Origin of the sequence: Desulfitibacter alkalitolerans DSM 16504, from assembly GCF_000620305.1 — a bacterium.
GTDB classification, from domain to species: Bacteria; Bacillota; DSM-16504; order Desulfitibacterales; family Desulfitibacteraceae; genus Desulfitibacter; species Desulfitibacter alkalitolerans.
In genome coordinates this window covers 20,609-38,762 of sequence record NZ_JHVU01000030.1, presented here as the reverse complement: position 1 = coordinate 38,762, position 18,154 = coordinate 20,609, and the positions used below count along the sequence as shown (strand labels likewise).

The window sequence follows — 18,154 nt, the reverse complement described above, 5'->3', positions numbered from 1 at the left end:
GAATAATCAGGCACAAAGGTTAAAAACGAAAAACCATCTATGAAGGAGGGTAGTGGCCAGGTTAGGGTGGTATTTGTGGGTTGATATTAAAATAGGAGGTATTAATTGTGAGCAAGGTAATGATAGCACCAGGTCGTTACGTTCAAGGGGCGGGAGCAATAGCTGAAGTTGGAAAGCATATTAGTTTGTTGGGTAAAAAAGCTCTAATTACTGGAGGAAACAGAGGCATTAGCTGCTGTAAAGAAGCCATGGAGCTGAGTTTAGCTAATGCAGGTGTTGAATGGGTCTTTGAAACATTTAAAGGTGAGAGTTCCAAGCAGGAGGTCATGAGGTTAAAGCAGGTGGCTGAAGCTAAAGGTGCAGATGTGATCATAGGAGTAGGTGGCGGCAAGGCCCTTGATACTGCAAAGGCAGTTGCTCATTACATGGGAATCCCTGTCGCAATTATCCCAACTATTGCTGCCTCTGATGCACCATGCAGCGCACTATCTGTTCTTTATACCGAAGAAGGTGTATTTGAAGAATATCTGGTACTGCCTACCAATCCTAATTTAGTTTTGGTTGATACGGCTATAATTGCCAAAGCACCGGCAAGGCTGTTTGTGTCGGGAATGGGCGATGCACTAGCAACCTGGTTTGAGGCAGATGCATGTGCAAAAGCATTTGCAGGCAATCTTCCAGGTGGAAGTTCCACGGCGGCAGCCCTGGCATTAGCAAGGCTTTGTTATGATCTTTTATTAGAATACGGTCTTCAGGCTAAACTGGCTATTGAAAAGGGAGTTGTGACTCCGGCGGTAGAAAAGATTGTTGAAGCAAATACTCTTCTAAGTGGACTTGGTTTTGAAAGCTCGGGGCTTGCAGCTGCCCACGCAGTCCATAATGGTTTAACGGTTCTTGAAAAAACCCATGGTGAGTACCATGGCGAAAAGGTAGCCTTTGGGACACTAGTTCAACTAATACTAGAAGAAAGGTCAACAGCACAAATCAATGAGGTCATAGATTTTTGCTGTTCAGTTGGTTTACCAGTAACATTAAAGCAAATTGGCATAGATGAAATTAAAGAAGATGAAATTATGAGTATTGCTGAGGCATCTGTTGTCCAAGGAGAGACAATTCATAATGAGCCGTTTCCAGTTAATGCTGAGATGGTTTATGCGGCTATACTTGCGGCAGATGCCCTGGGCGCCAGGGCATTAGCTGGGAAATAGGAGGTGAAAACATGCCGTATTTATCTTTAGCAATTGTAATAGGTGTCCTGGCAGGGATTTGGACATTTGTTTCAGGAACATTTAACATTTTAACATGGCCGGCGTTTGTTGGCTGGGCTTTGTTCTTCTTTACTGGTGGTAATGCCGAGGCTATTAAAAAGAGTGTTCCCCCAGCGTTGTCAGGTATTATCCTGGGTTATCTTTGTGTAGTTTTATGGGGTCAGATAGGCGGGGGATTAGTTATGCTTGCTGTTTTAGTTGCAGTTATCGCTTTCATAATGACATATATGATTAATGTTCCGGCCTTTGCAACTGCACCAGCTGCCTTTGCAGCCTGCGCATCATACTTCGGCGGTGGCGACCCCATTGCTGTGGGCATTCCATTATTTATAGGCATTGGTTTAGGGTATTTATCCGTCATTGTACCAGACTTTTTCCCACCAAAAGTATCGGGGGCACAAAAGGAAAATATCTAATAGATCTAAGGGTAGACAGCAAAATATTATGTGTTAGCTGCCTACCCTAAATATTTACAAAGGGGGATTTAAAATGGGTCATGAAGCATTGGGATTGGTTGAAACCAAGGGTTTAGTAGCAGCAATAGAGGCAGCCGATGCAATGGTAAAGGCTGCAAATGTAAGTTTAGTTGGCTATGAAAAAATTGGTTCCGGATTAGTAACTGTAATGGTTAGAGGTGACGTGGGAGCTGTAAAGGCAGCAACAGATTCTGGATCCGCTGCAGCAAAGAGAGTAGGTGAAATTATTTCTGTACATGTAATTCCAAGACCACACACAGATGTGGAAAAAATTCTTCCCAAACAAGATAAATAAATGTGGAGGTGATCTTCATGGAATTTGACAAAATTTTAGATAGAGTTGTTGAGGAAATAAAAAACCAGACATCATCGGGAGAAACCGTAAAAGCAAGTGACGGTGGTTATAAAAGCTGCGGCATGACTGAATTTGTTGGAACTGCAATAGGAGAAACCATTGGTTTGGTTATAGCCAATCTTGATCCGGCTATTCATGAAAAAATGGGAATCGAAAAAAAGTATAGATCAATTGGTATTATAGGTGCCAGAACTGGAGCTGGACCACAAATCATGGCGGCAGATGAAGCCGTTAAGGCTACCAATACTGAAATTGTAAGCATTGAACTGGCCAGAGACACTAAAGGGGGAGCCGGTCATGGCTGCCTGATTATCTTTGGTGCTGAGGAAGTATCCGATGCGAGAAGGGCCGTTGAAGTAACTTTGAAAGAGTTAGACAGGACTTTTGGTGACGTTTATGCAAATGATGCTGGACATTTGGAGCTTCAGTATACTGCCAGGGCCAGCTGCGCTATAGAAAAAGCCTTTAATGCTCCAGCAGGAAAAGCCTTTGGTCTAATTGTGGGAGCCCCTGCAGCAATTGGAGTGCTCATGTCTGATACAGCAGTTAAGACTGCCAATGTAGAAGTAGTTGGCTATGCCAGTCCAGGAAAGGGCACCAGCTACTCCAATGAAGTTATTATAATGGTTACTGGAGATTCAGGGGCCGTTAGGCAGGCTGTTATAGGAGCCAGGGAAGTAGGATTAAGTTTGCTTAATACAATGTCTGCGCCTGCTAAATCCTTAACTAAACCATATGTATAAGGGGTGGTAGTTCGATGAAAAGATCTAAAAGATTTCAAGTGCTGGCAGAAAGAGCTGTTAACAAGGACGGCTTCGTGCATGAATGGCCTGAAGTTGGTCTCATTGCCATGGGCAGCCCCAACGACCCTAAGCCAAGTATCAAAATAGAGAATAATGTGATAGTTGAACTAGACGGCAAAACAAGAGACAGGTTTGACATGATAGATCAATTCATTGCTGATTATGCTATTGATATCTCAATAGCTGAAGAGGCAATGTCGTATGATGACATTGTCATTGCTAAGATGCTTTGTGACATTTCAACACCACGTAAAGATGTAGTAAGACTTGTCAGGGGACTGACTCCAGCTAAAATAACCAGCATTATGGATAAGCTCAATGTAGTGGAAATGATGATGGCTCTACAAAAGATGAGGGCTAGGAAAACCCCTTCAAACCAGTGCCATGTCACAAATGTTGCTGACAATCCGGTCCTTATAGCTGCTGATGCTGCAGAGGCTTCATACAGGGGATTTGATGAAATGGAGACAACAGTAGGTGTAGTCAGATATGCACCCTTTAATGCCCTGTCCTTGCAGGTCGGAGGACAGGTAGGCAGGGGAGGAGTGTTAACCCAATGTGCCCTTGAAGAAGCTACTGAACTCCTTCTTGGCATGAGAGGCATCACCACTTATGCAGAAACAATTTCTGTTTACGGTACTGAACAAGTATTTGTTGATGGGGATGACACTCCATGGTCTAAGGGCTTTTTGGCTTCAGCTTATGCATCAAGGGGTTTAAAAATGCGTTTCACCTCAGGGACTGGTTCTGAGGTGCAGATGGGTAATGCGGAAGGCAAATCAATGTTATATTTAGAGGTCCGCTGCGTGATGCTTTCAAAAGCTGCAGGAGTTCAGGGTCTCCAAAACGGTTCAATCAGCTGTATAGGTGTACCTGGTGCTGTCCCCTCAGGTATCAGGGCTGTGCTAGCAGAAAATCTGGTTACTACCATGCTGGATTTAGAGGTTGCTTCAGGAAATGACCAGACTTTTTCCCACTCCGATATTAGAAGAACGGCTAGGACCATGATGCAGTTTCTTCCCGGCACAGATTTCATATTTTCAGGTTTTAGTGCAGTACCAAATTATGACAATATGTTTGCTGGTTCTAACTTTGATTCCGATGACTTTGATGATTACTTAGTTCTTCAGAGGGACCTAAAAGTTGATGGTGGCCTTAAGCCTGTTACAGAAGAAGAAATAGTCAGCATTAGAAACAAGGCTGCACGAGCTCTCCAGGTTGTGTTTAAAGAACTTGGTTTTCCAAAGATTTCGGATGAGGAAGTTGAAGCGGCCACATATGCCCATGGCAGCAAGGATATGCCAAAGCGTAATGTGGTTGAGGACCTAAAAGCTGCAGAAGACATGATGAAAAGGGGAATTACTGGTCTTGACATAGCCAAGGCCCTTGCAAAGGGTGGTTTTAGTGATGCAGCCGAAAATGTTTTGGGAATGCTTAAACAGCGAGTATCAGGTGATTACCTGCATACTTCTGCGATTTTGGATGCGTCCTTTAACGTCATTAGTGCGGTTAATGATAAAAATGACTACCAGGGACCAGGCTCCGGCTATCGCATGAGTGATGAAAGATGGGAAGAAATTAAAAATATTAGTGCTGCTCTAAAGGTTAAATAGATACCCTTTGGATTTTGTAAAAAGGAGTGAATAAAAATGCAGATTAGTGAACAAATGATAAGAGAAATAGCGGCACAGGTTATCAGGCGCATGCAGGAAAGTGAAAGCAGCTTCAAGGCGTATAATTATACGGGAAATAATCTCACCTTTAAAGTCATAGGCCCTGCCCAGATGGGTACAAAAAAGGATGAAGTTGTGGTTGCCCTTTCTCCGGCTTTTGGCCTTCATCAAACTGAGACAATTACCAATATTCCACATGATAAGGTGTTAAGAGAAATTTTTGCCGGCATTGAAGAAGAGGGTTTAGGGGTAAGGGTTATAAGGGTTAAGAAGACATCAGATGTGGCTTTTATAGCCCACGAAGGGGCTAAATTGTCAGGCTCAGGGGTAGCTGTTGGAATCCAATCCAAGGGAACAACTGTAATTCATCAAAGGGATTTGGCACCCCTTTCCAATCTGGAGCTATTTCCCCAGGCACCCCTGCTGGAGTTAAGTGAATACAGGGCAATAGGCAAGAATGCAGCCAAATACGCCAAAGGTGAGTCTCCTAATCCGGTACCTGTTAAAAACGACCAAATGGCCAGACCTAGATATCAGGCCAAAGCAGCTGTTTTACATATAATGGAAACCGGACATGTAGAAATGGGAGCTAGGTCAGAAGAGCTGAAGGTACAGTTTAATTAAAGGGAGGTGGTTGCCGTGAAACAAGAAAAGTTAATAGAAGATATGATACGTGAAACCCTGATGAAGCTGGGCCTGGGAAGTGACCAGGTAAAAGCAGATACTTCAGAAACATCAACAAATACTGCCAATCAAAGGGACCTCAATCCAGATAGAGACTATCCCCTTGCCACTAAAAGACCCGATCTTGTAAAAACTCCCAGGGGGAAAAATCTGGCAAGTATTACACTAAATAATGTTTTAACTGGTGAGATAACATCGGATGATCTTAGAATCACAGGGGAAACATTGCTTATGCAGGCAGAGATAGCCGAAGGTGTAAATAGACCTCAGTTTGCCAACAATTTGCGCAGGGCTGCAGAGCTAACCCGCATTCCAGATGAAAGAATATTGGAAATCTATAATGCCTTGCGTCCATACCGTTCAACAGAAAATGAGCTTCTAGATATAGCAGGTGAACTAGAAAACAAGTATAGTGCAAAGATTAATGCTGGTTTCATAAAAGAAGCTGCTGAGGTATATAAGCGCAGGAATAGATTACGTACAGAATAGGTGATTTAGATGGCAGTTATAGCTGGAGTCGACATAGGCAACTCAACAACAGAGGTATGCCTTGCAAAAATTACTGAAAAAGGGAGCATTGAATTTTTAGCAGCCTCCATTGAAAAGACAACGGGTATTAAAGGTACCACAGAAAATATTCCTGGAGTTGTCCTTGCACTAACTGCAGCCCTGAATAAGGCTAACATGAAAATTACTGATATAGATGTAATAAGAATAAATGAGGCTACACCGGTAATTGGCGATTTGGCCATGGAAACCATTTCAGAAACCATTATTACTGAATCAACCATGATTGGACACAATCCATCAACTCCGGGCGGAATAGGTATCGGCAGGGGCGTAACTACTCTAATAACAGAGCTTTCCGAAAAGAAACCTGAAGAACCTGTAATTTGCATTATACCAGAGGGTTTTGATTATGAGGATGCTGCCAATATCATTAATGAGCAGACAAGACGCGGGTTAAAAATACAAGGCGTAGTAGTTAAAAGAGATGACGCAGTTTTAATTGCCAATAGACTAACAGAAAAAATTCCCATCATAGATGAGGTTGATAGTATAGAAAAAGTCCCCATGGGTATGCAGGCAGCTGTTGAGGTTGCTCCTCAAGGTAAAACAATTACTACATTATCCAATCCCTATGGGATTGCAACTATATTTGATTTATCTCCTGAGGAAACAAAAATGGTGGTACCGATTGCCAGGGCATTGATTGGAAACAGGTCGGCTGTAGTTATTAAAACCCCCCTGGGGGATGTTAAGGAAAAGAAAATTCCAGTAGGATCCATTGTCTTACAGGGTGAGAGGCTAAATGAAACAATAAACATAGAAGATGGCAGTAAGGCAATTATGGACGCTGTAGCTAGAGTTACACCCCTTGTTAACGTATATGGTGAACCGGGCACAAATGTAGGAGGTATGCTGGAAAGGGTGCGTTCAGTTATGAGCACCCTGACCTCTCAGAATCTCTCAGAAATGAAAATCCAGGATATCCTTGCTGTGGATACCTTGGTGCCCCAGCGGGTTAAGGGGGGCCTTGCAGGAGAATTTTCAGCTGAAAGTGCTGTTGCCCTGGCAGCCATGGTCAAGACCAACCGTCTTCCTATGGAAGAGCTGGCAAGGCGGCTGACAGCAGAGCTGGGCATCAAAACTGTTATAGCTGGAGTGGAGGCTGGCATGGCTCTATTAGGTGCCCTTACTACCCCAGGAACCACAAAACCCCTTGCCATTTTAGATATAGGAGGTGGAAGCTCTGACGCTGCAATTATTAATGCTGACGGAAAAATCAGTTCAATTCACCTTGCAGGTGCGGGAGATATGGTAACCATGCTCATTAACTCTAGTCTAGGTTTGGACAATTTAAATCTTTCAGAAGAAATAAAGAAATTTCCTCTGGGAAAGGTTGAAAGTCTGTTTCATATTAGATTAGAGGATCAGACAGTAAGGTTTTTTGAAGAGCCTTTGGCGCCAGAGTTTTTCGCAAGGGTAGTCATAATAAGAGGTGAAGATGACTTTGTGCCCATCCCAGGCAATCATACACTAGATAAAATCAGAAACCTTAGAAGGTCCGCCAAGGAGAAGGTGTTTTTAAAGAATACTATTCGTGCCCTAAAACAAATATCACCTACCGGTAATCTCAGGCATATTGAATATGTGGTTCTGGTGGGAGGCTCTGCCCTGGATTTTGAGATACCAGAGATCATATCCGACGGTCTTGCTGATTACGGCATTGTATGCGGTCAAGGAAACATCAGGGGGACAGAGGGACCCAGAAATGCAGTTGCAACAGGTTTGGTCCTGTCAGCTGCAGATGAAAAGTGGTGAATGTATGCTGGAAAAAAGAATGGTAAAACCACATGTCTGCATTGCTATTGATAAAAATTTTGATAATAAACCTTTAATCAGAGAGGTAACAGCCGGCCTTGAGGAAGAAGGCATACCCTACAGGATTATTTTGAGCGAGGGAGATGCTGTGACCCTGGCTATAGAAGCTGCTGCTGTGTCCCATTTTGAAGCAGGTATAGGAGTAGGCAGTGATCATAGTATTGCGGTAAGTCAGAACAGGCAAAGCTTTAATAAGCCGCTATTTTATGTATCTGGTACTGAGGGCAGATTAGAAATATGGCGAGTTATAGGCTCTAATGCAGCTCGCATGGTCAAGGGAATCCCCTTTAAAGAGCTAAATCAGGATTTTTCCAAGGGTAATAATGTAAATTGTGAGTTTGAGGACCTAGTTAAAGCTGTTGCCAGGGAAGTACAAAAAATGTTGAGTTACCAGCAGATATAGGGGGTGGAAAGATTGAAAACCTCAATTGGATTAATTGAAACCATAGGACTTGCTGCAGCTGTAGAAGCTGCAGATGCAGCGACAAAGGCTGCTAATGTAACCCTGGATGGCATGGAACTTACAAAGGGCGGAGGCATGGTTGTAGTGAAGCTGATAGGGGATGTAGGTGCTATAAAGGCGGCAGTATCAGCAGGAGGAGTGGCTGCAGCTAGAGTAAGCAGAGTATATGCAGCTCATGTAATAGCTAGACCCCATGAAGCTCTGGACAATATGATTGCTTCTCCAGAAAACATGACAATGAATTCTGTAAAAAAGGTTCAAGTTCAGACTAAAGTCTTAACAACTGAACAAGTTCAGGAAATAGGGGAGATTTGCAACCTTTGTGGTGATCCTTGCTGTTCAAGGAAAAAGGGAGAACCTAAAATAAACTGTATTCACAATAAGGAAAAAGAAAACAAGGAGGAATAGGAATGAAGGGTGAAGCGCTAGGCATGGTCGAAACAAAAGGCCTGGTAGGTGCAATAGAAGCAGCTGATGCCATGGTTAAATCTGCAAACGTTACTCTCATTGGCTACGAAAAAATTGGGTCAGGTTTAGTTACTGTAATGGTAAGGGGAGATGTGGGAGCAGTAAAGGCTGCAACTGATTCAGGAGCCGTAGCTTCCCAGAAGGTTGGGGAGCTGGTGGCTGTGCATGTAATTCCAAGGCCTCATGCAGATGTGGAAAAAATGCTGCCAAAACTATAGGTGTGAGTCAATACGATATAGCAAAAACGGGGTGTAATGGGGGAGTGTTCTATGGATAACAAAGAATTAACCAAATTAGTAGTAGAAACAGTAATAGATAGGCTCTATTTTGAAACTATTAAAGACAAACATATTACAAATAGGCTAAACCTGAAAATACCTATTGGTGTGTCCCTGCGTCATGCCCATCTAAGTCAAAAAGACATAGATGTTTTATTTGGAAAAGGTTATGAACTGCAGTTTCGTAATGAGCTGCAGCCGGGCCAATATGCAGCAAAGGAAACCATCACCTTGCTTGGTCCAAAAAACATTCTAGCTAATGTTCGAGTTTTAGCTCCTGTAAGAAAGGTATCCCAGGTAGAAATCTCTCAAACAGATGCATTTCATCTGGGCATTACACCCCCATTAAGAGACTCGGGGCAGCTGACAGGTTCCGCCGGTATTGTGCTGGTGGGACCTGTCGGATGCCTTAAACTAGAAGAAGGTGTTATCAAGGCAGCGAGGCATATTCATTTTGACACCATTAATGCTAAAAAACTGGGGATCAAGGATGGGGACAGGGTTAGGGTTATAATCAATGGTGATAGAGGACTTATTTTTAACAATGTGCTTGCTCGGGTAGATGACCAGTATCGTTTAGAACTTCATATTGATACGGATGAAGCCAATGCAGCAGGCGTGAAAACCGGGGACTTTGCACTATTGTATAACTCTGTGAAGGGAAGTGACTTTCATGGATATAGACCATTTGGTTAAGATTATTGCTAGAGAAGTAATTAATAAAATAAACAGTCAAGAAAAGAGTCATAAGGCAAATTGCTTGCAGAAAAAAAACATACTGGCAATTTATACTGGTGGATCAATAGGCTTTGAGCAGAGCTTAAGGGAGCTTGCTGAAATGACAGATTGGGCAAATATCACGATTTTTTTGTCCCATGCTGCCTCCAGTATCTATCCGGAGAATGAGGTGTTCTCCAGAATTAATCCAGTAGAAATTATTAGGAATGGAATAGCCACAAGCAGCTTTTATGGAAGACTTAATGATTTTGATGCTGTTTTAATACCAGTGTTGACAATCAATACCACGGCCAAGCTGGCAAATGGTATATGTGATACTGGAACAACCAGTCTGATTATTGCTGCCTTAACCAGAGGAATTAAAGTGATTGCAGCAAAAAATGCCGCAGATGTTCAGGATGAAGAAAGAAAAAGAAAAGCAAGGGCACCCGCCAGTACTGGGATCATAAAAATGGCAGGTGACAATCTAAATAGATTAGAAAGCTTAGGAATAGTTTTGGTTAATATTTCGCACTTGTCAAAAACTCTTAGTTATTCCTCAAATAAACCTCAAGCTAGTTACAGTATGCAGCACAAGAAAAATATTGTTGCCAGCATGGACATTACCCCGGATGTAATAGATAAAGGATACTTGAAAGTGGCTAATAATTCAATAATTACCCCTCTGGCACTGGATATGATCAAACAGCATGGCATTGAGGTTATATATGAATAGAATAAACATGGTGGGAGGTAAGCTCATGTATTTAGCAAAAATAATTGGGAACGTTGTGGCTACTCAAAAGGACCAAAGTCTTGTTGGCTCCAAGTTATTAATTGTAGATCCAATGGAAATAATCCCAGACAGGCAGCTGCCAGGGCCCATGATTGCTGTAGACACCATAGGAGCTGGAATCGGAGAAACTGTTTTGATAATTACCGGCAGTTCAGCTCGCAAGGCAACGGGAAATAACGGGGTTACGGATGTTGCTGTTGTAGGAATAATTGATTCAATTGAAGTGCAAAAGGTATAATAAGAGACCAAGTGATGCGGCTCTTTAAGAGGTGATTGGCATGGTTCAAATCTATACAAAAAAAGGTGATATGGGTTTAACCAGTTTGCTTGGAGGAACGGTGGTTGCAAAGGATCATATGAGGGTTGAAGCCTATGGTTCCATTGATGAAGCTAGCTCTGCCCTTAGCATGGCGGTAAACTTAACAGCTTCAGATGACTTGAAGAACATATCAAGAAGAATAATGAAAGATCTGTTTATAATCTCAGCAGAGCTGGCTGGTAATAATCAGCCTGCAGGCACAATTCCTCTTGATGAAGAACATGTCAGCTGGTTGGAAAAAAACATAGACAGACTTGAAGCACTAAGACCTCCGCAAAGGGGATTTGTATATCCGGGAGCAACACTAGCATCCGGGGCTTTTGATCTGGCAAGGACTATAGTCAGGCGGGCGGAAAGGCGCACCATAAGCCTTGCTGCAGCAGAATATGTTAACCCCATAATCTTAAAATATTTAAATAGACTTTCGGATATGATTTATGTCATGGCCAGGGTGGAAGAGTTTAACACATTGGTAGGCATTATTACTAGGGAGGTGTTTAGACAAATGGCAGATGATAATGGTTATGTGGATAAGGGTTTGCTTGAAATAGCAAAAAAACTTGCTGAAGCATCTGAGCAGCATGCAAAAAAGATTGGCGTGCCTATGGTTATAAGTGTTGTAGATACTGGAGGAAATCTGGTTTTGTCTCACAGAATGGACGATGCACTCCTGGTTAGTATAGACATTGCAGCTAATAAAGCCTTTACTGCTGTAGGTGTAAAACTTCCAACACATAAGCTTACTGATCTGTCCCAGCCGGGGGGTGCTCTTTATGGAATTCAAAACACAAATAACAACAGAATAGTAATCTTTGGAGGAGGTTATCCTCTGTATTCCAATGGAGTATTAATAGGTGGGCTGGGTATTTCGGGGGGAAGCGTGGAAGAGGATATGGAGGTTGCTGAGGCAGCAATAAAAGCTGTTTGCCCTCAAAACTAAAAAGCCGATATTTGCCGAGGTTTTTGTTACACTATCAGAAAGTATAAGTTCCACAAGGTAGATAGTATTCACAAAGACTAAGGCTTCCGCCGATGTCAAGGACTTGGCGCAAGCCAAGTTTTGTTTTACTTTATCAAGGAAAGGAAGAGGAGAATGGGAATTGACAGTGCTGCTATTGAAAAACTTGTATATTCCGTGGTTAAAGAGATGGTAAGGGAAAACCATCTTAATAAGAAGCCACCTGGCGAGTTCCTTAATGCAAATGATGCTGTTGAAGCAGCTTGGATTGCACAGCAAAGGCTTGGTGTAATGCCCATAGAAAAACGTGAGGATTTAATAGCGGCTATAAGAGAGGCAGCAGTTGCAAATGCACAGCTTTTAGCCGAAATGGCTGTAAAAGAGTCAGGCATGGGCAGAGCAGCTGATAAAATAATCAAAAATAAGATTGCAGCATTAAAAACTCCAGGCACCATTGACCTAAAAACTGATGCATTTTCGGGAGATAAGGGTCTTACCATAGTAGAGATGGCTCCCTTTGGCGTGATTTGTGCTATTACCCCTGCAACTAATCCTGTTGCCACCATTATTAATAATGGAATTAGTATGCTTGCTGCCGGAAACTCGGTTGTGTTTTGCCCCCATCCTTCATTAAAGGAGACTTCAAGAAAAACACTGGAAATTTTAAATAATGCAATTATAATGGCAGGGGGGCCGGAAAACCTACTATCTTATGTGGCTGAACCAGGCATTAAAATAGTTGAAGAGCTTATGCAGCATGAAAAGATACGCTTGATAGTCGCGACAGGGGGACCAGGCGTTGTGAAGGCTGTATTAAAATCTGGGAAAAAGGCCATTGGAGCCGGTGCTGGAAATCCTCCTGTTATAGTAGATGCCACAGCTGATTTGGATAAGGCGGCTAAAAGTATAGTTGATGGTGCTACCTTTGATAATAATCTGCCTTGTATAGCTGAAAAGGCAGTATTTGCCCTTGGTTCCATAGCTGACATCTTGAAAAGCAAAATGCTGAAAAATGACGCAGTTGAGGTTAAAGGCATAGAGCTTAAAAAACTTGAAGAGCTGGTGCTCACAAGGGATGAGACCGGGGACGGAACAGTTAGATATGCACCGAACAAACAATATATTGGCAAGGATGCGGCCTTTATATTAGATAAAATTGGCATTAAGGTTCACCAATCAATTAGAGGAATTATTGCTGAAGTAGATGTAACCCATCCCTTTGTAACCGAAGAGCTTATGATGCCAATTCTGCCTCTGGTTCAGGTGAAGGACATTGATACGGCAATATCTATGGCAGTAAAGGTAGAGCACGGATACAGACATACTGCAGTAATTCATTCAAAAAATGTTGACAATATGACCAGATTTGCAAAGGCAATCCAAACCACTTTATTTGTAAAAAACGCTCCGTCTTACGCAGGGATAGGCATTGGCGGTGAGGGGTTCACTACATTTACAATTGCAGGGCCAACAGGTGAAGGCCTTACCTCTGCCAGATCATTTACGAGACAAAGGAGATGCGTACTGGTAGATGCATTTTCAATAGTATAAACCTAAAAGGTGTGATAGGAATGACCATGAATCTTGTTGAAAAGGTAAAAAAAGCTGGAATCGTAGGAGCTGGTGGAGCAGGATTTCCCACGCATGTAAAAATTGATGCCGAGGTAGAGTATGTACTAATAAATGGCGCGGAATGTGAGCCGCTGCTGAGGTCTGACCAGCAATTAATTGGCCTGTATGCTAAAAAACTCTGGGAAGCTTTAGAGATTGTGGTTAATCATACCGGTGCAAAAAAGGGGATCATTGTGCTGAAGCAAAAATACCATGAAGCTGTTAAGCGGCTTCAGGAGACATTATACCATCAGGAGTTCCTTTCTATTCACCTGCTGGATGATTTCTATCCTGCAGGAGATGAGCATGTCCTTCTCCACGAGGTCACTGGCAGGGTTGTTCCAGAGAGAGGCATACCCCTTCAAGTTGGATGTGTGGTGTTAAATGTAGAAACACTATTAAATATATGGTTTGCTTTAAGAGATGTGCCAGTGTGTGACAAATATATTACTATCACAGGTGAGGTGGAAAAGCCTCTTACCATAAAAGCACCCATTGGAGCGGGGTTTCAGGAGCTAATGGAAATGGCCGGGGGACCAACAGTTGAGAACCCGGTAATTATTGAGGGAGGTCCCATGATGGGAAAAATACAGAATCCGTCTGCCAGGGTGACCAAGACTACAGGGGGCATTATTGTTCTTTCTCAGGAGCATTATCTTATTAAGCATATGCAGCAGACACTACAGTTTACCATTTTAAGAGCTGCATCATCCTGCTGCCAATGCAGGGCATGTACGGATATTTGTCCACGCTATCTTTTAGGCCACCATATAGAGCCACATAAGATTATGCGCCTGGTTGGAGGGGGGAGCTGTGTTACAGCCCATGCGACCAATGCCTTTTTATGTTCTGAATGCAGTGCGTGTGACAAATTTGGATGTCCCATGGATTTATCTCCAGTGCGAGTTAATAAAATGATTAAACAGCTGTTGACGGAGAGGGGCATAAAAAATCCTCATGAGCTAAGAACAATTGAACCAAATTATGCAAGACAGTGGAGAAAGATTCCTGGTAATAGGCTCATTGCAAGACTGGGCCTGACAAAATATGATGTACCAGCACCCCTTATAGATAAAGAACATGTAATCAGCAGAGTTTCAATACCATTAAGTCAGCATATTGGCAGGGCAGCCAATGCAATTGTCCAAGGTGGGGAAATGGTACAAAGGGGCCAGTTAATTGGTGCAATGGCTGAAAACACTTTAGGGGCTAATATCCATGCCAGCATAAGTGGGATGGTTGAGGAAGTTTCTTCAACTGCTATAACAATAAAAAGAGTAGAAGGTTGATGATATTAATGGGAAGAGCCATAGGCTTGCTAGAGTTGAATAATATTACTCAAGGTTATCAGGCGGCAGATAAAATGCTTAAGGCAAGTAACGTACAGATCCTTGAGGCTACTTCTGTTTGCCCAGGTAAATTTATAATAATCGTTGCAGGAGATGTTGGGGCTGTGAAAAGCTCGCTAGATAGTGCAGTTAACATATGCACGAGCAGCCTGCTTGACAAACACATTATACCCAATATACATGAGGGAGTATTTCCGGCAATTAGCGGAACCTCAACAGTAAAAAGCATAAAGGCCCTGGGGATAATAGAAACCTATTCTGTAGTATCAGCTATAATAGCTGGCGATACAGCGATTAAAGCTGCCCAGATAGAGCTTATTGAGATAAGGCTAGCCCGCGGCATGGGTGGAAAGGCTTTGATTACCATGACAGGGGATGTTGGGGCTGTTACTTCGGCAGTTGAAGCCGGCAGTAATGCTGTACTAAAAAGTGGGCTTCTGGCAGATAAATTAGTTATACCTTCTCCCCATAAGGATTTACATAGTAAAATTATGTAACTGCAGATATAAATGTATAGTAAAATTTAATTTAAGCAGTCAACATGGAGGTAGATATGATTAATGATTATGACGAACTTATTCTAGTAATAAACCCTGGATCTACATCAACAAAACTAGCAATATTCTCAGGAGAAAAAATGATATTTGAAGAGACTTCATCACATGAAATCTCTGAACTTCAAAGATTTAATTCCATCAATGAGCAGTTGGACTACAGGAAGGATGCCGTAAACAGGTTTTTAGAGAAAACACAGGTCAACCCCAATTTATTAAACTGCATTGTGGCAAGGGGTGGAGTACTAAAACCTATAAGCGGGGGAACTTACTTGGTAGACGAGAAAATGTGCAGTGAACTCAGAAATGCAGAAAAGGAACATGCATCCAATCTAGGGGCTCTTATTGCAAAAAGCATCGCCGATGAAAATAACATTTACTCATTTATAGTTGACCCTATTGTAGTTGATGAGATGAATCCCATAGCAAAAGTTAGCGGTCTTTATGGTATAGAACGCAGAAGTATTTTCCATGCACTAAATCAAAAGGCCGTAGCACGTAAGGTTGCCTCTGAAATAGGAATGAAATATGAGAAATGCAGTCTGATTGTTGCTCATATGGGCGGTGGTATTTCCATAGGTGCTCATTATAATGGCCAGGTTATTGATGTAAATAATGCCCTTGATGGTGATGGTCCTTTTTCTCCGGAGAGGGCTGGCAGTTTACCAACTTGTAGTTTAGTAGAGCTATGTTTTAATAGTGGCCTTACTGAAAAAGAAGTAATTGGTTTAACTGTTGGAAAAGGCGGATTAGTAAGCTATCTGAGAACAAACAATTTAAAATTAGTACAGGAAATGATTAATGAAGGTGACACTTATGCCCAACTAATTTTTGAAGCCATGGCATATCAAGTGGCTAAGGAAATAGGCAGTTGTGCGGTAGTGCTAAATGGTGAAATTGATGCAATTGCTTTAACCGGTGGGTTAGCACATTCTGAATTATTTATTGAAAATATTATGAAAAGGATAAGTTTTATTGCTCCAGTCATGGTATATCCGGGAGAGTTTGAGATGGAAGCCCTTGCTCTAGGTGCCCTAAGGGTTTTAAGAAGAGAAGAACAGTATAAGTATTATAAATAAGGATAATGAACCCAAGGATAAACATAGATTGAAAAACTGCCATTTTCGAAAAAAACAAAGTGCAATATAATTATCCTGGATTTAAAACTATTAGAGGATGTTATTGCAGATTTTTCCCTCATTGCTTTTCAGCAGGAGGGACTCTTTATTTACTAATCTCCATATAAGGAATTTTTAAAAATTTAAAATCATTAGCAGTTATTACCAGAAAATAACTAGTACTTTTAGATTTTTTTAGAAGGAGTTTTTAAATTAAAAGAGAATAATAATAATCACGAATTGTCTGACAATCTATCAATCCGGCAGAATGCCACTGCTGGAATGCCACTAACAACTTGGTGGCATAATATTGCTGGTAGAAAAATAGCTTGTTAGACGGATGCGATTTATTTGTGTCCAAAGATTAGCTGCTATTAAAAAACGAGGAGGAATGAAAATGGATAAGGAAACAATGGTAGGTTGCCCAACTACTGTGAAAGCTGTTTATGATGTGGATGATAAGCCACCACTAAAAGAAGCTGTTCCACTTGGTCTGCAGCATGTTTTAGCAATGTTTGCCGGTAACGTAACAGTACCCATCATTATTGCTGGTGTACTTGGACTTACTGTAGGTGAAAGGGCATTTTTGATTCAATGTGCTATGCTTGTAGCGGGTATAACAACCCTCATCCAGGCTAACAGAATTGGTCCTGTGGGTGCCAATCTGCCCATTGTAATGGGTACCAGTTTCGGTTTTGTTCCTACTTCTATAGCTATTGGAGGTCAGTTTGGCCTATCTGGAATCCTTGGTGCAGCATTTATAGGGGGCTTATTCCAGTCCGTTTTAGGCTTCTTCTTAAAAACATTACGAAAGTATTTTGTTCCAGTAGTAACAGGTACAGTTTTATTAACAATTGGCTTGTCGTTAATGCCAACAGGAGTAAATTACTTTGCTGGTGGCGTAGGTGCTGAGGATTTTGGGTCCTTTTCTAATTTATTTTTAGGCTTCCTTGTACTAGTTGTGGTTATTTTCTGCAACCAGTTTTTTAAAGGTTTTATAAGTATGGCAGCAATTCTAATTGGCATTGTTGTTGGCTATATAGTAGCTATCCCAATGGGCAAAGTGAATTTTGCACCTGTAGCAGAAGCAGCCTGGTTTTCCATACCAACACCTCTCCAATATGGCATGACCTTCCACTGGGCTGCAATTGCAGCCATGTTAATCATGTTTATTGTTACAACTGTTGAGACGGTAGGGGATATTTCCGGTATAACTGCAGGTGGCGCCGGCAGAGAGGCTACTGATAAGGAATTATCCGGTGGTATAATAGCTGATGGTTTATCAAGTAGTTTTGCCGCAATATTTAATGCACTTCCAAACACCTCATACAGCCAGAATGTAGGTATCGTATCCTTCACAGGAGTTATGAGCCGTTATGTTGTAACTATTGGTGCATTATTCCTAATAGCAGCTGCACTATTTCCCAAGCTGGGTGCTTTAATAGCGGTAATGCCACAAAGCGTATTGGGTGGAGCAGCTATAATAATGTTTGCCATGATAGCCACATCTGGTATTGTATTAATTACCAAGACGCCGTTAAACCGTAGAAATTTGCTTATAGTTGCTGTTGCTCTAGGACTGGGTCTAGGGTTAGGATCGGTCCCAAATGCACTTCAGTATTTCCCGGAGTCTATTAAGCTGATATTTGCTGGTTCAGGGATTGTTATAGCAGCATTAGTTTCATTGTTTTTAAATATTATCCTTCCAGAAGATACAGGACGAAACGCATAAACCTAAAACTCATAAGCTTCAAAATGACTACTTCTATAATATTGACTATAATAATGGATTAAACTGCGATTTAATTACCGTTTAAATCGCAGTTTCTTTAATTTTTGTCAATTTGTCAAGCCTGACCCTTTTAAAAAAGTTATTTTT

Annotated in this window: 20 protein-coding genes; all 20 read left to right on the top strand. The window is 41.8% G+C overall.

What is annotated here, in order from left to right; all coding sequences use genetic code 11:
* The first annotated feature begins 107 nt into the window (after positions 1-107).
* The 20 genes from K364_RS0104770 (at position 108) to K364_RS0104675 (ending at position 18,007) form a co-directional block, all read left to right on the top strand.
* Positions 108-1,208, top strand: a complete 1,101-nt coding sequence (locus K364_RS0104770) for a glycerol dehydrogenase (protein WP_028307067.1) — start codon at positions 108-110, stop codon at positions 1,206-1,208.
* An 11-nt stretch (positions 1,209-1,219) separates the two neighbouring features.
* Positions 1,220-1,684: a DUF1097 domain-containing protein gene (locus K364_RS22875; RefSeq protein WP_051533809.1), complete on the top strand. Its 465-nt coding sequence runs from the start codon at positions 1,220-1,222 to the stop codon at positions 1,682-1,684.
* A 73-nt stretch (positions 1,685-1,757) separates the two neighbouring features.
* Positions 1,758-2,039: an ethanolamine utilization microcompartment protein EutM gene (gene eutM, locus K364_RS0104760; protein WP_028307066.1), complete on the top strand. Its 282-nt coding sequence runs from the start codon at positions 1,758-1,760 to the stop codon at positions 2,037-2,039.
* A 17-nt stretch (positions 2,040-2,056) separates the two neighbouring features.
* Positions 2,057-2,842 (top strand): propanediol utilization microcompartment protein PduB, encoded by a 786-nt coding sequence (gene pduB / locus K364_RS0104755; RefSeq protein WP_028307065.1) that lies wholly within the window; start codon positions 2,057-2,059, stop codon positions 2,840-2,842.
* 14 nt (positions 2,843-2,856) lie between these two features.
* Positions 2,857-4,515: a propanediol/glycerol family dehydratase large subunit gene (locus K364_RS0104750; protein WP_028307064.1), complete on the top strand. Its 1,659-nt coding sequence runs from the start codon at positions 2,857-2,859 to the stop codon at positions 4,513-4,515.
* A gap of 36 nt (positions 4,516-4,551) precedes the next feature.
* Positions 4,552-5,199 (top strand): propanediol/glycerol family dehydratase medium subunit, encoded by a 648-nt coding sequence (locus tag K364_RS0104745; protein ID WP_028307063.1) that lies wholly within the window; start codon positions 4,552-4,554, stop codon positions 5,197-5,199.
* 15 nt (positions 5,200-5,214) lie between these two features.
* On the top strand, positions 5,215-5,748 hold the full coding sequence (locus K364_RS0104740; RefSeq protein ID WP_028307062.1) for a diol dehydratase small subunit: 534 nt from the start codon (positions 5,215-5,217) through the stop codon (positions 5,746-5,748).
* Positions 5,749-5,757: 9 nt separating this feature from the next.
* Positions 5,758-7,584 (top strand): diol dehydratase reactivase subunit alpha, encoded by a 1,827-nt coding sequence (locus tag K364_RS0104735; RefSeq protein WP_028307061.1) that lies wholly within the window; start codon positions 5,758-5,760, stop codon positions 7,582-7,584.
* Positions 7,535-8,047: a glycerol dehydratase reactivase beta/small subunit family protein gene (locus tag K364_RS22870; protein ID WP_084295501.1), complete on the top strand. Its 513-nt coding sequence runs from the start codon at positions 7,535-7,537 to the stop codon at positions 8,045-8,047. Before K364_RS0104735 ends, K364_RS22870 begins: the two co-directional genes overlap by 50 nt.
* A gap of 12 nt (positions 8,048-8,059) precedes the next feature.
* Positions 8,060-8,515: a BMC domain-containing protein gene (locus tag K364_RS27810; RefSeq protein ID WP_035268049.1), complete on the top strand. Its 456-nt coding sequence runs from the start codon at positions 8,060-8,062 to the stop codon at positions 8,513-8,515.
* A 2-nt stretch (positions 8,516-8,517) separates the two neighbouring features.
* The gene (gene pduA, locus K364_RS0104720) at positions 8,518-8,793 is read left to right on the top strand and encodes a propanediol utilization microcompartment protein PduA (protein WP_028307059.1); all 276 of its coding nucleotides are present in this window, start codon (positions 8,518-8,520) and stop codon (positions 8,791-8,793) included.
* Positions 8,794-8,844: 51 nt separating this feature from the next.
* A complete protein-coding gene (pduL, locus tag K364_RS22865) occupies positions 8,845-9,549 on the top strand; it encodes a phosphate propanoyltransferase (RefSeq protein WP_084295499.1) in 705 nt (234 codons plus the stop codon).
* Positions 9,527-10,306: a flavoprotein gene (locus tag K364_RS0104710; protein ID WP_028307058.1), complete on the top strand. Its 780-nt coding sequence runs from the start codon at positions 9,527-9,529 to the stop codon at positions 10,304-10,306. Before pduL ends, K364_RS0104710 begins: the two co-directional genes overlap by 23 nt.
* Before the next feature lie 25 nt (positions 10,307-10,331).
* On the top strand, positions 10,332-10,604 hold the full coding sequence (locus K364_RS0104705; RefSeq protein ID WP_028307057.1) for a EutN/CcmL family microcompartment protein: 273 nt from the start codon (positions 10,332-10,334) through the stop codon (positions 10,602-10,604).
* 40 nt (positions 10,605-10,644) lie between these two features.
* Complete coding sequence (locus K364_RS0104700; RefSeq protein ID WP_028307056.1) at positions 10,645-11,625, top strand: cob(I)yrinic acid a,c-diamide adenosyltransferase; 981 nt, start codon at positions 10,645-10,647, stop codon at positions 11,623-11,625.
* A gap of 153 nt (positions 11,626-11,778) precedes the next feature.
* Entirely contained in the window at positions 11,779-13,194 is a 1,416-nt protein-coding gene (locus tag K364_RS0104695) for an aldehyde dehydrogenase family protein (RefSeq protein ID WP_028307055.1), read from the top strand.
* A 20-nt stretch (positions 13,195-13,214) separates the two neighbouring features.
* Entirely contained in the window at positions 13,215-14,543 is a 1,329-nt protein-coding gene (locus K364_RS0104690) for a 4Fe-4S dicluster domain-containing protein (RefSeq protein ID WP_028307054.1), read from the top strand.
* Between the two features lie 8 nt (positions 14,544-14,551).
* Positions 14,552-15,100, top strand: a complete 549-nt coding sequence (locus tag K364_RS0104685) for a BMC domain-containing protein (protein WP_028307053.1) — start codon at positions 14,552-14,554, stop codon at positions 15,098-15,100.
* Positions 15,101-15,156: 56 nt separating this feature from the next.
* On the top strand, positions 15,157-16,236 hold the full coding sequence (gene buk, locus K364_RS0104680) for a butyrate kinase (protein WP_035268047.1): 1,080 nt from the start codon (positions 15,157-15,159) through the stop codon (positions 16,234-16,236).
* Between the two features lie 436 nt (positions 16,237-16,672).
* Positions 16,673-18,007 (top strand): uracil-xanthine permease family protein, encoded by a 1,335-nt coding sequence (locus tag K364_RS0104675; protein WP_207640831.1) that lies wholly within the window; start codon positions 16,673-16,675, stop codon positions 18,005-18,007.
* Positions 18,008-18,154 lie beyond the last annotated feature (147 nt).